Source organism: Enterobacter adelaidei, assembly GCF_041937165.1.
Lineage (GTDB): Bacteria > Pseudomonadota > Gammaproteobacteria > Enterobacterales > Enterobacteriaceae > Enterobacter > Enterobacter adelaidei.
Map to the genome: position 1 here is coordinate 1,070,597 of NZ_CP154353.1, position 13,513 is coordinate 1,084,109.

Consider the following 13,513-nt stretch of genomic DNA (forward strand, 5'->3'; position numbering starts at 1 on the left):
TTTATTTGGTCAGTTCTGCGGTCATGTATACGCGGTTGTTAACCTGTGCGCTGGTGATTTTGTAAGACGCACCTTGTTCAGCAGCCTGAGCGGCGATTTTCGCTTCTGCGCGGTCGAGGGTAGAAGCACTCGCGCTGACGCTCTGAGCGAAAGAACCAAAAGAGATCATAGAAAGAGCGGCAACTGCAACGAAAGTTTTGATAGATTTCATGGTCGTATTCCTGAAGTAATTTATCTGGGATAGGGCGTGTTGCCCTGATGTGATAAATATTAGGCTAACCATGGGCTGATTAAAATCGGAACAATTTGCCAATGTTATTCAAAAAAATAGAATGATATTTGAGGGGTTAAAACGGAAAAGCGATCAGCTCTACACTCTCTGGTGTTACTTTGACCATGGAGCCTTCACTGTGCCAGGCACCCAGTACGACGCGGTGGGCAGGTTCGCCGTTGGCGACCACCGTGTGGACATCAGGGCGATGGGTATGACCGTGGATCAGCCACTGGACGCGATGCTTTTCCATCACGTTCACGACCGCCTGCGGGTTCACGTCCATGATGGTCATGGATTTGCTGCTGTTGGCGGCTTTACTGCCCGCGCGCATTCTGGCAGCGATACGGTTGCGGATAAACAGCGGCAGGGCCAGGAACACTTTTTGGATCCACGGGGTGTGGACTTTGGCGCGGAAGGCCTGATAACCGGTATCGTCGGTGCAGAGCGTGTCGCCGTGCATGATCAGGACCCTGCGGCCATAGAGGTCGAGCACCTGCTCTTCCGGCAGCAGCTTCATGCCGCTTTCGCGGGCGTAGCGCTTGCCGAGCAGGAAATCACGGTTGCCATGGATGAAGTAGCAGGGAACGCCGGAATCCACCAGCGCTTTAATGGCAGCAGCCATTTCCCGGTGCAGCGGGTTAGGGTCGTCGTCGCCAATCCAGGCTTCGAACAGGTCGCCCAGAATGTACAGCGCGTCGGCGCTTTTTGCTTCACCGCGTAAAAAACGCAGAAAACCGGCGGTGATCGCCGGTTCTTCTGTTTGCAGATGCAAATCCGCAATAAAGAGTGTCGCCACCAATTACTCGCTGACGGTCACGCTGGTAATCACTACGTCTTCTTTAGGAACGTCCTGGTGCATGCCGCTGCGGCCAGTAGAGACGGCTTTGATCTTATCAACCACGTCCATACCTTCAACCACTTCTGCGAATACGCAGTAGCCCCAACCCTGCAGGCTTTCGCCAGAGAAGTTCAGGAAGTCGTTGTCGGCCACGTTGATGAAGAACTGGGCAGTCGCAGAGTGAGGCGCCTGAGTACGGGCCATCGCCAGCGTGCCACGGGTGTTTTTCAGACCGTTGTTCGCTTCGTTTTTGATCGCTTCTTTGGTCTCTTTCTGGTGCATGCCAGGTTCAAAACCGCCGCCCTGGATCATAAAGCCGTTGATCACGCGGTGGAAAATGGTGTTGTTGTAGAAACCTTCGCGGCAGTAGTCCAGGAAGTTTTTAACTGTTTCAGGCGCTTTGTCATCAAAGGTTTTGATTACGATATCGCCATGATTAGTGTGGAAAGTAACCATTTTTGCATCCTGTTCCGTTATTGTGGTGCGTCAACCCGTGTTCGGGTCACATATAGGGGCTTGTTATAGCATAACCACAGGACGCGATCACCTTGCATTGTGTGCTGATCCTATTCCGAATTATGGGTATTATAGGGAACAAACAACCCACACACGTGTTTACATGGAATCTTCGATGTTAAAAATCTTTAATACAATGACGCGCCAAAAAGAGGAATTTAAACCTATCCATGCCGGGGAAGTCGGCATGTACGTGTGTGGTATTACGGTTTACGATCTCTGTCATATTGGCCATGGCCGTACCTTTGTCGCCTTCGATGTTGTTTCGCGCTACCTGCGTTTTCTGGGGTACAACCTGAAGTACGTGCGCAACATCACCGACATTGACGACAAAATCATTAAACGCGCTAATGAAAATGGCGAGAGCTTTGTGGCGCTGGTGGATCGCATGATCGTTGAAATGCACAAAGACTTTGATGCATTAAATATTCAGCGCCCGGACAGTGAGCCACGTGCGACCCACCATATTCACGAAATTATTGAAATCACCGAAAAGCTGATCGCACGCGGTCATGCCTACGTTGCGGATAACGGCGACGTGATGTTCTCCGTGCCGACGGACCCAACCTACGGCGCGCTCTCCCGTCAGGATCTGGATCAGCTTCAGGCCGGTGCCCGCGTTGACGTCGTTGACGTGAAGCGCAACCCGATGGACTTCGTGCTGTGGAAGATGTCCAAAGAGGGTGAACCGAGCTGGCCATCTCCGTGGGGCGAAGGGCGTCCTGGCTGGCACATTGAATGTTCGGCGATGAACTGCAAACAGCTGGGCAAGCACTTCGACATTCACGGCGGCGGCTCGGATCTGATGTTCCCGCACCACGAAAACGAAATCGCGCAGTCCACCTGCGCGCATGGCGGTGAGTACGTTAATTACTGGATGCACTCCGGGATGGTGATGGTTGACCGCGAGAAGATGTCTAAATCACTCGGCAACTTTTTCACCGTGCGTGACGTGCTGAAGTATTACGATGCGGAAACCGTGCGTTACTTCCTGATGTCCGGCCACTATCGCAGCCAGCTGAACTACAGCGAAGAGAACCTGAAGCAGGCGCGCTCGGCGCTGGAGCGTTTGTACACCGCGCTGCGCGGTACCGACAGGTCTGTTCCTGCTGCGGGCGGCGAAGCGTTCGAAGCGCGCTTCGTTGAGGTGATGAACGACGACTTCAATACGCCAGAAGCGTACTCCGTGCTGTTCGACATGGCGCGCGAAGTGAACCGCCTGAAGTCAGAGGATATGGCGGCAGCGAATGCGCTGGCGTCCCATCTGCGTAAGCTCTCTTCCGTTCTCGGCCTGCTGGAGCAGGAGCCGGACGTGTTCCTGCAAAGCGGTGCGCAGGCGGACGACGGTGAAGTGGCGGAAATTGAAGCGTTGATCAACGCACGTCTGGAAGCGCGTCAGGCGAAAGACTGGGCGGCGGCAGATGCGGCGCGTAACCGTCTGACCGAGATGGGCATCATTCTGGAAGATGGCCCGCAGGGAACCACCTGGCGCCGTAAGTAATCTTCCCCTCACCCTAACCCTCTCCCGCAGGGAGAGGGAATGGTCAGGTTTTCTCCCTCTCCCCGTGGGAGAGGGTCGGGGTGAGGGCATCAGCGCGCACGTCTTCTCCACCACAACATCCCCATCAGCACTACTCCCGGCAGCCACACCCACAGCAATTCTGAAATGATCACCTGATGCCCGTACGGCGTGGTATAGCGTGACAGCGCGAACGGTGCGACCTTAATCACCTGCCATGGCGCAAAGAAGCGTTCGTCTGACCACGGCCACAGCCAGCCAACCCCTTTCCCCCCCGTGGTAATGGAATCCAGCAGGCTGTGCGACAGTAATGACACGGTTAAAAACAGCCAGCACCGGGTCAGGCTGGCTCTGAACCATCGTCGACCGATCAGAACGCAGAGTATCGGCACCACAAAGGCAAACAGCAGGGAGTGAGTAAAGCCGCGATGGCCGAAAACATTGCCATAGGCGACGCCGAACTTAAACGCCAGCACGTCGGCGTCCGGCAACATCGCGAGGACAATTCCGGTGAACAGCAGACGAGGCGGAATAACTCTGGTTCCCAGGCCTAAACCCAGGCAAAGCGGAACAGCAGCGTGCGTAATAACGGTAGGCATTGACATTATCCATGGCAAATCATGGAAATATAGCAGTAATCTCGCGCTAACAGACCTGTGCTAAATTCTGATTTTACGCCGACTCGCGCGCGATAAGCTGCCCGGAAAGCGTAATCCGCTGCGTTTGCAAGTCCGGCTCTTTCAGCTTGCGAATAATCAACCCGGCAGCCTGACGCCCCGTCTCTTCACTGGCGGAGGAGACGTAGGTCAATGACGGTGACGTGAGGTTTACGTGCAGCATATCTTCGAAACCGACCAGCGCGACCTGCTGCGTCAGAAACACGTCTTTACCCACCGTACGTCCTACCTGATGAATCGCTGATATAGAGCCGATCATGGCATCAGGCGAGTGGCAGAGCAGGGCGGTGATGGTGTTGTTTTTTTCCAGCAGTTGGCGGGTGGCGAAACCCGCGGCCAGCGTGTCATCACTGCAGGCCGGAGAGTATTCATCGCGCCAGACCAGCCCGTTTTGCGTCATCGCGCTGCGAAAACCAAGCAGACGCTGCTCTCGGATAAGGCAGCCCTCACGCCCGCCAATGTAGGCGATATTGCGATGGCCGCGCTCGATAAGATAACGTACCGCCAGATTTGCCGCCTGACGGTTATCACGCATCACCAGGTTACATTTTTCATCCAGCAACGACTGAGAGACCGCAACCAACGGCAGTGGGCAATGACGAATGTGTTCCGGCAGGGTGGATGTCCGGGTGTCAGAAGCCAGGTAAATCACACCGGCGACGCCCTGCTGTTTAAACGACAGCAGGCAGCGTTCAAGATGGTCATAGTCATTCTGAGGCTGGCCGAGAAACACCATATACCCCTGTTTTTCCAGCTCCAGGACGATGCTCGCCATCACCTTGATGGAGAAGCTGTCGCTGAAGTCACGGAGGATAAGACCAATAAGATTGGAGGTGTTGGCGCGAAGGTTGGCGGCGGCGACGTTATGAACATAGCCCAGGGTATTGATGGCAGCGTTGACCTTCTCGATCGTTGCCTCCGAGATTTTCCCTTTCTGGCGCAACACCAGCGAGACGGTTGAGACCGAAACGCCCGCGTGCTTTGCGACATCAATAATGCTGACTTTCTTCAAAACCGCTCCCTGAAATTTGCCGATTATCAGCCAGATAAAACACGTCTCCCAGCGTACAGGAGACGTGTCGTTCAGGCATCTTATTATTTGCCGATCATGGTGGACATGGTCTGGGCGATAAACTGTGCTCTGGCACCGAAAATCACCTGAATACCGTTGTCGCCGACGAAGACCACGCCGCGCGCGCCAAGTCCGTTCAGGCCGTCTTTATCAACTGCCTCGCTTTTTGCCACTTCCAGACGCAGGCGGGTGATACAGGCGCCGACGGAGTCGATGTTATGCGCTCCGCCCAGCAGGGTGATGATCTCGGTCGCGAGTTCGGAATCTGACTTCTCATCCGCATTGGCTGTCACTTCAGTGCGGCCCGGGGTTTTCACGTCGAAACGACGGATCACAAAGCGGAACGTGAAGTAATAAATCAGGCCCATTGGAATGCCGATGATAATGGCGTTCAGGAAATTGGTTTTGTAACCGTTAAACGACGGCAGGATCCCGAATGACAGATAGTCGATAAAGCCCGCGGAGAACGACTTGGCGATATGCGCATGCAGCAGATACATGGTCATATAAGCCAGGCCCGCCATGATGGCGTTAAAGACGTACAGAATCGGCGCCACGAAGATAAAGGTAAACTCAACCGGTTCGGTGATCCCCGTCAGGAAGCAGGTCAACGCCGCAGAGAACAGAATACCGGCCGCGATTTTCTTATTCTTCGTATGGGCTTCGTGATACATCGCCAGGCACGCCGCAGGCAGCGCGAACAGCATCAGCGGGAATTCACCCTGCATGAACTTACCGGCGTTCTGGTAGGTGTCGCTGCTGAAGGATTTGACCCCTTCTTCCAGCATCTTGAACCAGATGGTTTGGTCGCCGTGGATCACCTGGCCTGCCTGGGTGGTGTAATCCCCAAACGAATACCAGAAAGACGGGTACCAGATATGGTGCAGTCCGAGCGGGATCAGCGCGCGCTCCACCAGACCGAAGATAAAGGTCGACGCCGCCTGATTATCGCCGTTAACGATCACGGAGAGCGCGTCGATACCGGCCTGGATATGTTGCCAGATGTAGGGCAGCAGCAGCCCCATCAGGAACGAGAGGAACGCCGTTGCAATTGCCACGAAGCGCTTACCGGAGAAGAAGCCCAGGAACTCCGGGAGCTGCATGGTGTGGAAGCGGTTATAGCACCAGGCCGCGAGAATACCGCAGATCAGGCCGCCGAAGACGCCCATTTGCAGCGTCGGGATGCCGACCACCATGGCGTATTTCCCGCCCTGAGAGGCCATTTCCGGCGTGATGCTCAGCACGGTGCTAATGGTGATATTCGTGACAAACACCGATACCGCCGCAGACAGCGCAGCAATACCGGATTCAGACGCCAGACCCACGGCAGAGCCAATGGCGAACAGCATCGGCAGGTTATCAAAAATAACCCCGCCCGCGTTCATCATCAGCGGCAGGTGGAACTTATCGCCGAAGGCCAGCAGGAGGCCCGCAGCGGGAAGCAGTGAAATTGGCAGCATCAAGGCGCGACCAATCATAGACAACTTAGACAGCGATTTAACAAACCCTGATATCAGACTCATGCTGATTTCCCCCGAGTAGCGCTTTTTTGGCGCTGTTATTGTAAGTAGAACGTTTTAGTAGAACGTTCTACTTATCGTGGGCAAAGAGTGAAAAACACGCAACTGAATTTTCACTATTCAACAGAGGAAATAGTGATTATTTGAAGTTGATCGATAAATAACCGTGATGGGTGTGAGGGGATTTTTAACCCTCTCCCGGTGGGAGAGGGTTGGGGTGAGGGCATCAAACGGCTCAGGCCGTAACGGTCACGCTCTGTCCTTCAAAGCTCACGGTCTGTCCCGCGACAATCTTGCAGCGCTTGCGCGTTTCCACCACGCCGTCGACTTTTACTCGCCCGTCGGCGATCACGATTTTCGCCTGCGCGCCGCTTTCGCTCCAGCCTTCCAGCTTCAGCAGATCGCACAGCTCAACGTGTGGGTGTTTTCCTAATGAAAATGTCGCCATCTTACGCGTCCTCTACATCATGGTACTCTTCGCATGCCTGCAAAGTATTCTGAATCAATGTGGCAACCGTCATCGGGCCTACGCCGCCCGGTACTGGGGTGATGTAAGAGGCACGTGCCGCAGCATCTTCATACACTACGTCACCGACGACTTTGCCGTTTTCCAGACGGTTAATTCCGACGTCCACGACAATCGCACCCTCTTTAATCCATTCACCTGGAATAAAGCCCGGTTTCCCGACGGCAACGATCAGCAGATCGGCGTTCTCTACGTGGTGACGCAGATTTTTGGTGAAACGGTGGGTGACGGTAGTGGTGCAGCCGGCCAGCAGCAGTTCCATGCTCATCGGGCGGCCCACAATGTTGGAGGCACCAATGACCACGGCGTTCAGACCGTAGGTGTCAATGTTATAACGCTCCAGCAGCGTCACGATACCGCGTGGCGTACATGGACGCAGACGCGGTGCACGCTGGCACAGGCGGCCAACATTGTACGGATGGAAACCGTCAACGTCTTTATCCGGTGCGATACGCTCCAGCACCTTCACGTTGTCGATGCCCGCCGGCAGCGGCAACTGCACCAGAATACCGTCGATCTCTTTATCGGCATTCAGAGTGTCAATAAGTTCCAGCAGTTCTGCTTCGCTGGTGGTTTCTGGCAAATCGTAAGAGCGGGAGACGAAGCCCACCTCTTCACACGCTTTGCGTTTGCTGCCGACATAAATTTGTGATGCCGGGTTGCTACCAACCAGCACAACGGCCAGCCCAGGGGCGCGAAATCCTGCCGCTTTACGCGCCTTCACTTTTTCCGCAACCTCAGAGCGCACCTGCTGCGCAATCGTTTTACCGTCAATAATCTTTGCTGCCATCAGAGAGAAGATTCCGTCTGTAACGTTTGAAAGGGGGGATTGCCTGTATTTTGTCAGAAGCGAGCGCCGCTGTCAGTCACCCTTTGCGAGTTTTCATCAGTAGGGCATAAAAACCCTTCCAGATGGATGGTCAATTTCTTAGGCGGGATTAGGATGTGACCTGGAGAAATGGCAGCGTTTTGACATATTTAAAAAATGATTCCTGAGCTACTTTGTCTCCTCCGAAATAAGCTTTCAATTCAACAATTGAACGTATTTCTTATTCCCGATTATTCGCGGGAAGGGTTATTTACATTTTAAAGGAATAGACATGAAACTCAGCAACATTGCTTCTACTGTTATTGCAACTCTGGCCCTGGTCGCGGGTGCCGCTCATGCAGATCCGGTTTCCGTAAATGGCGGTACTGTGCATTTTAAAGGTGAACTGGTTAATGCTGCATGTTCAGTAAATACCGATTCTTCCGAGCAGACTGTTAATCTCGGTCAGTACCGTACCGCGAAATTCACTAAAGTGGGCGACACTACCTCTAATATCCCATTCAACATTGAACTGAACGATTGCGATCCACTGGTAGCAAAAACCGCTGCTGTTGCGTTCACCGGTCAGATTGATGCAACTGACAAAACCCTGCTGGCAGTGACTTCCGGTAACAATGACAACACCGCGAAAGGCGTGGGTATCGAGATCCTCGACAGCAAATCCAGCGTTCTGACCCCAGACGGTGCAACCTTCTCTGCTGCGCAGAACCTGATCGAAGGAACGAACACCCTGCAATTCACCGCGCGTTATAAGTCAACGGCTGCGACCACCGAGCCAGGCCAGGCAAACGCTGACGCCACCTTCGTTATGAAATACGAATAATTCATACAGGGATGTCCAGGCCTCAGGGACGAGGCCGTCATACGCTAATGCCAGGAACGAAGGATGACAAAAACGGGAGCACTACTGCTTTTAACCCTTGCGATGGCTAACCAGGCATCGGCACATACTGTGGTGATCGAAGGCGGGAAAGTTCACCTCAGAGGTGAGCTGGTGAACGGCGGCTGCGCCGTGGCGCCCGACAGCCAGAATATGCGCATCGACATGGGACAGTATCGAACCAATTCATTTGCCGGGGTGGGTAGTTTTTCCGCGGTGAATGTGCCCTTCACTGTGAGGCTACTGGATTGCAGCGTTGATGTCTCGCGCACCGTGGGGATCCAGTTTCAGGGCGTCACACCCGCAGAAGATCCGCAGGTTTTTCTGGCGACATCGCGGCCAGGTGAAACACCTGTCAGCAGCGGTGTGGGGCTGGCGCTCTTTGACGAACAACAACGTCAGATTATCCCAAATGCCACTGCCGTCAGCTGGTTGCCGGTAAATACCAGTGAACTCGCGTTTCATTTTAGCGCCCGCTATCGGGCTATTTCCGAACATCTCATGCCAGGCAATATTCAGTCGGATGTCTGGTTTACGTTGATTTATCCATAACACCTGCGAACACATTATTAAAGGTACGGTTGTGATGAATACCCGAATTAAACCAGGACTTTTTTTATCGTTTATTTTGATGATGGTTTCTGCTTGCGCGAATGCTTCCGGCGGTATTGCGCTGGGGGCCACTCGCGTTATTTATCCGGCAGATGCGAAGCAAACGTCGCTAGCGATCACTAACAGCAACAAACAAGAACGCTATTTAATCAACGCGTGGATCGAAAATGCGAACGGGCAAAAAGAAAAAACCTTTGCCGTCACACCGCCCCTGTTTGTGAGTGAGCCAGACAGCGAAAACACGCTGCGTATTATTTACGCCGGACCGACGCTACCCGCCGACCGCGAATCGCTCTTTTACATGAACGTGAAAGCGATCCCGTCAGTGAACAAGGAGAAAACGGAAAACAATAACGTGCTGCAGCTGGCGATCCTTTCGCGTATCAAACTGTTTGTACGCCCGAACAATCTGGCGATGCAGCCGGAAGAGGCGCTCTCCCAGTTGCGTTTTGAGCGTACTGGCAACCACCTCAAAGTCAGCAACGCGTCTCCGTATTACATCACCCTGGTCAACATGAAGCTGGGTGGTAAGACGCTGGATAACCTGATGGTTGCGCCTAAAAACTCGGCACAGCAGGTACTGCCAGCCGGTGCGAGCGGCACGCTCTCCTGGCAGAGCGTGAATGACTACGGTGCCATTACACCGGCGCGTAGCGTCAACCTGTGAGCAGAGTCAGGGCGATGAAAAATCATCTGGGACGTTACTGCCCGGTTGCACTGGCGCTGATGGCCGCGCTCTGGCCGCAGTCTGGCTGGAGCGAAAGCTACTTCAACCCGGCCTTCTTGTCCGACGATACCGCCAGCGTGGCGGATTTGTCGCGTTTTGAACAAGGTCACCAGCAGGCACCCGGCGTTTATCGTGTGGATATCTGGCGTAACGATGAGTTTATCGGCACCCAGGACGTGCGTTTTGAGCAAGCCGAAAACACCCCGCCAGTGGCGGGCGGTTTATCGCCGTGCATCACGCGCGCGATGCTCGATCGCTTTGGTGTCAATGTTGCGGCATTTCCTGAACTGGCAAATGTACAGGGCGATACCTGCGTTCCGCTGACCACGGCCATTCCTGGTAGTGAGACGACATTTAACTTTGCCTCTCAGCGTCTGAACGTCAGCCTGCCGCAGGTGGCGTTGCAGAACAGCGCCCGTGGCTACATTCCGCCTGAACAATGGGATGAAGGCATTCCCGCCGCACTGTTGAACTACAGTTTCACCGGTAACCGGGGCAGTGAAGACGACAGTTATTACCTGAACCTGCAGAGCGGGTTGAACTATGGCGCCTGGCGTTTACGTAACAATGGTGCATGGCGTTACACGCAGAATAACGGGCAGCGACACAGCGAGTGGCAGAATATCGGTACCTGGGCGCAACGCACCGTTATTCCGCTTAAAAGTGAACTGGTGCTGGGTGACAGTAATACCGGCAATGATGTCTTCGACAGCGTCGGTTTTCGCGGTGGGCGGCTCTTTTCATCTGACAGCATGTACCCTGACAGCCTGCAGGGCTATGCCCCAACCGTACGCGGAATTGCCAGGACGCCAGCTAAAGTTGTGGTGCGTCAGAACGGCTATGTCATTTATCAAAGCTATGTCCAGCCCGGCGCGTTCGCCATTACCGATCTCAACCCGACCTCCTCAAGCGGTGACCTGGAAGTGACGGTCGAAGAGAAAGACGGTACCCAGCAGCGCTATACCGTGCCGTACTCCACCGTACCGCTCCTGCAGCGTGAAGGGCGCTGGAAGTACGATCTTGTTGCCGGGGATTACCGCAGCGGTAACAGCGATCAGGATACGCCATTCTTTACTCAGGGAACCCTGATTACCGGTCTTGCCAATGGTTACACGTTGTACGGTGGTACCCAACTGGCATCTCGTTATACCGCGGTGGCTATCGGGGCCGGAAAAAACCTCGGTGACTGGGGCGCGGTTTCGCTCGATATTACCCATGCCCGCAGCCAGCTCGCGGACGACAGCAAACATGAAGGACAGTCTCTGCGCTTCCTCTACGCGAAATCACTCAACGGTTTCGGCACCAACTTCCAGCTGCTGGGTTACCGCTACTCCACAAAAGGGTTTTACACCCTGGACGATGTGGCCTGGCGCTCAATGGAAGGTTATCAGTATGCGGATAACCAGGATGATAACAGCGTCCCGGACGTGCAGAGTTATCACAACCTGACGTGGAATAAAAAAGGGCGCTTCCAGCTCAATGTGTCTCAGTCGCTGGGGGATTATGGATCGGTATATATCTCCGGCAGCGAGCAGAGCTACTGGGGAACCGACGAGACAAACCTCTGGTATCAGCTGGGGTATGCGGGGGGCGTGAAGGGGATCAACTACTCCGTTTCCTGGTCGTGGAACAAATCCGTCGGGATAGAAGGTACCGACCGGATCGCGTCGTTTAACGTCTCCGTGCCGTTTAGCCTCTTTACCCGTCAGGGATATCGCCGTGACAGCGCGATTGACCGCGCCTATGCCACGGCATCCGCCAGCCGAAACAGCGATGGCGATACGAGCTGGCAAACCGGCGTCAGCGGTACGCTGCTGGAGGATCGCAACCTGAACTACAGCGTGACCCAGGGACACACCAGCAATAATGGCTCAAGCGGTAGCGCCAGTGCCAACTGGCAGGCGACTTACGGCACGTTGGCCGCGGGTTATAACTACTCACGCGATCAGCACGATCTCAACTGGCAGCTCTCCGGGGGCGTGGTCGGTCATGCCGACGGGGTGACCTTCAGTCAGCCACTGGGCGACACCAACGTGCTGATCAAAGCGCCGGGAGCATCGGGCGTCAGTGTGGAAAACCAGACCGGCGTGAAAACCGACTGGCGAGGCTATGCGGTGATGCCGTATGCCACCGTCTATCGCTACAACCGCGTGGCGCTGGATACCAACACCATGAGCAACAACACCGATATCGAAAACAACGTGAGCAGCGTGGTGCCAACCAAAGGCGCGCTGGTTCGCGCCAGCTTTGATACGCGTATTGGTGTGCGTGCCCTGCTGACGGTGATGCGCGGTAACCAGCCCGTGCCGTTCGGTGCCGTGGTGCGCGAAACCCAGAGTGGCGTCACAAGCATGGTGGGGGATGACGGGCAGATCTACCTGAGTGGGCTGCCGCTGGAAGGGGAACTGCTTATCCAGTGGGGCAACGGGACGCAGTCCCAGTGCCGTGCACCTTACAGCTTGCCTGAACAGAGCCTGCAACAAGCGATCACACTTAAGGGGATCAGCTGTGATTAAAACCCAAATCTTTGCCCTGTCGCTTCTGGCGTTACTGCCCGCGACAAACGCATTAGCGACCGTGTGCGTCAATGAAAAAGGTGTACCGACGGAAGTGCATTACGACCTGACGGATAAATTTAATAATTCAAATAACCAGGTTGGGCAGGTCGTGACGCTCAGCGAGAAATCGCAGTGGGTAGGGGTGAATGCCGTCTGCCCAAAGGGCACGACCGGTAATACCACCAAACGCAGCTATGTGACAGATTACCCGATCACCGGGACCAGCGATGGTTACCAGTATCTGAAGCTTAATGACTATCTTGACGGGGCGATGAAAATCACGGACAGCTTTGCTGGCGCGTTTTATCCACCCAAAAACTATATCCAGATGGGGAGTCATCCGAACGTTTCAAAAAACAAACCGTTTGGTGTGCAGGATTCCAGCCTTATTTTCCGCCTTAAAGTGACGCGACGCTTTATCAATATGGTGGTGATCCCACGTGCCACCATGTTCCGTGTTTACGTCACCACCACGTCCTCCGATCCGTTAACCACGCCGGTCTACACCATCAGCTACAGCGGAACTATTCAGGTGCCGCAGAGCTGCGCCATCAATGCCGGTAATGTGGTTGAGTTTGATTTCGGCGACATTGGCGCCTCTTTGTTCAGCAAAGCGGGCGTGGGTAACAAGCCGGAGGGCGTCTCATCGCAAAGCAAAACCATCGCGATTAAATGCACCAACGTGGAGGCGAACGCCATGCTGACGATGCGAGTCGAGGCTGAAAAGGTCTCCGATAATGTACTGGTGTCCGATAACCCGGATGTAGGCTTCATCATTGCCAACGAGAGCGGTGCGCCGCTCACGCCCAACAACCTGACGAGTAAAATTCCGTTCCGTCTCGACGACAGTGCGCAGGCGCAGGTGGGGATCCGGGTCTGGCCGGTGAGCGTGACGGGCAACAAGCCAGCGGAAGGGCGCTTTACCTCGCGCGGATATTTGCGTGTGGATTACGACTAAGGAGCCG

Annotated in this window: 14 protein-coding genes; 6 read left to right on the top strand and 8 right to left on the bottom strand. The window is 54.6% G+C overall.

Annotated features, from left to right (window positions below):
* Window position 1 precedes the first annotated feature (1 nt).
* From AAHF05_RS05205 to ppiB, 3 genes are all read right to left on the bottom strand, one after another.
* Entirely contained in the window at window positions 2–211 is a 210-nt protein-coding gene (locus AAHF05_RS05205) for a YdgH/BhsA/McbA-like domain containing protein (protein ID WP_028017585.1), read from the bottom strand.
* Window positions 212–347: 136 nt separating this feature from the next.
* Window positions 348–1,070 carry a UDP-2,3-diacylglucosamine diphosphatase gene (lpxH, locus tag AAHF05_RS05210; RefSeq protein ID WP_129323859.1) on the bottom strand — a complete coding sequence of 241 codons (723 nt, stop codon included), beginning with the start codon at window positions 1,068–1,070 and terminating at the stop codon, window positions 348–350.
* Window positions 1,071–1,073: 3 nt separating this feature from the next.
* Entirely contained in the window at window positions 1,074–1,568 is a 495-nt protein-coding gene (gene ppiB / locus AAHF05_RS05215) for a peptidylprolyl isomerase B (protein ID WP_028017583.1), read from the bottom strand.
* A gap of 175 nt (window positions 1,569–1,743) precedes the next feature.
* On the opposite strand from ppiB, the gene cysS reads away from it, so the two are divergent.
* Window positions 1,744–3,129 (top strand): cysteine--tRNA ligase, encoded by a 1,386-nt coding sequence (gene cysS, locus AAHF05_RS05220; RefSeq protein WP_129323860.1) that lies wholly within the window; start codon window positions 1,744–1,746, stop codon window positions 3,127–3,129.
* A gap of 89 nt (window positions 3,130–3,218) precedes the next feature.
* Here the strand turns inward: cysS and AAHF05_RS05225 are convergent, their stop codons facing one another.
* From AAHF05_RS05225 to folD, 5 genes are all read right to left on the bottom strand, one after another.
* Entirely contained in the window at window positions 3,219–3,746 is a 528-nt protein-coding gene (locus AAHF05_RS05225) for a metal-dependent hydrolase (RefSeq protein ID WP_129323861.1), read from the bottom strand.
* Window positions 3,747–3,819: 73 nt separating this feature from the next.
* The gene (malI, locus tag AAHF05_RS05230; RefSeq protein ID WP_028018404.1) at window positions 3,820–4,836 is read right to left on the bottom strand and encodes a Mal regulon transcriptional regulator MalI; all 1,017 of its coding nucleotides are present in this window, start codon (window positions 4,834–4,836) and stop codon (window positions 3,820–3,822) included.
* 83 nt (window positions 4,837–4,919) lie between these two features.
* The gene (locus tag AAHF05_RS05235; RefSeq protein WP_128348572.1) at window positions 4,920–6,419 is read right to left on the bottom strand and encodes a PTS transporter subunit EIIC; all 1,500 of its coding nucleotides are present in this window, start codon (window positions 6,417–6,419) and stop codon (window positions 4,920–4,922) included.
* 232 nt (window positions 6,420–6,651) lie between these two features.
* The gene (ybcJ, locus tag AAHF05_RS05240) at window positions 6,652–6,864 is read right to left on the bottom strand and encodes a ribosome-associated protein YbcJ (RefSeq protein ID WP_023310640.1); all 213 of its coding nucleotides are present in this window, start codon (window positions 6,862–6,864) and stop codon (window positions 6,652–6,654) included.
* A 1-nt stretch (window position 6,865) separates the two neighbouring features.
* On the bottom strand, window positions 6,866–7,732 hold the full coding sequence (gene folD / locus AAHF05_RS05245; protein WP_006809817.1) for a bifunctional methylenetetrahydrofolate dehydrogenase/methenyltetrahydrofolate cyclohydrolase FolD: 867 nt from the start codon (window positions 7,730–7,732) through the stop codon (window positions 6,866–6,868).
* Between the two features lie 310 nt (window positions 7,733–8,042).
* Between folD and fimA the strand changes: the two genes are divergently transcribed.
* The 5 genes from fimA (at window position 8,043) to fimH (ending at window position 13,506) form a co-directional block, all read left to right on the top strand.
* The gene (gene fimA, locus AAHF05_RS05250; protein WP_129323862.1) at window positions 8,043–8,594 is read left to right on the top strand and encodes a type 1 fimbrial major subunit FimA; all 552 of its coding nucleotides are present in this window, start codon (window positions 8,043–8,045) and stop codon (window positions 8,592–8,594) included.
* Between the two features lie 63 nt (window positions 8,595–8,657).
* Window positions 8,658–9,203, top strand: coding sequence for a type 1 fimbrial protein subunit FimI (gene fimI, locus AAHF05_RS05255; protein WP_129323863.1), 546 nt, complete (start codon window positions 8,658–8,660; stop codon window positions 9,201–9,203).
* A 34-nt stretch (window positions 9,204–9,237) separates the two neighbouring features.
* The gene (gene fimC / locus AAHF05_RS05260) at window positions 9,238–9,930 is read left to right on the top strand and encodes a type 1 fimbria chaperone FimC (protein WP_129323864.1); all 693 of its coding nucleotides are present in this window, start codon (window positions 9,238–9,240) and stop codon (window positions 9,928–9,930) included.
* 14 nt (window positions 9,931–9,944) lie between these two features.
* On the top strand, window positions 9,945–12,506 hold the full coding sequence (locus tag AAHF05_RS05265; protein ID WP_129323865.1) for a fimbrial biogenesis usher protein: 2,562 nt from the start codon (window positions 9,945–9,947) through the stop codon (window positions 12,504–12,506).
* Window positions 12,499–13,506: a type 1 fimbria D-mannose specific adhesin FimH gene (gene fimH / locus AAHF05_RS05270; protein ID WP_129323866.1), complete on the top strand. Its 1,008-nt coding sequence runs from the start codon at window positions 12,499–12,501 to the stop codon at window positions 13,504–13,506. Before AAHF05_RS05265 ends, fimH begins: the two co-directional genes overlap by 8 nt.
* Window positions 13,507–13,513 lie beyond the last annotated feature (7 nt).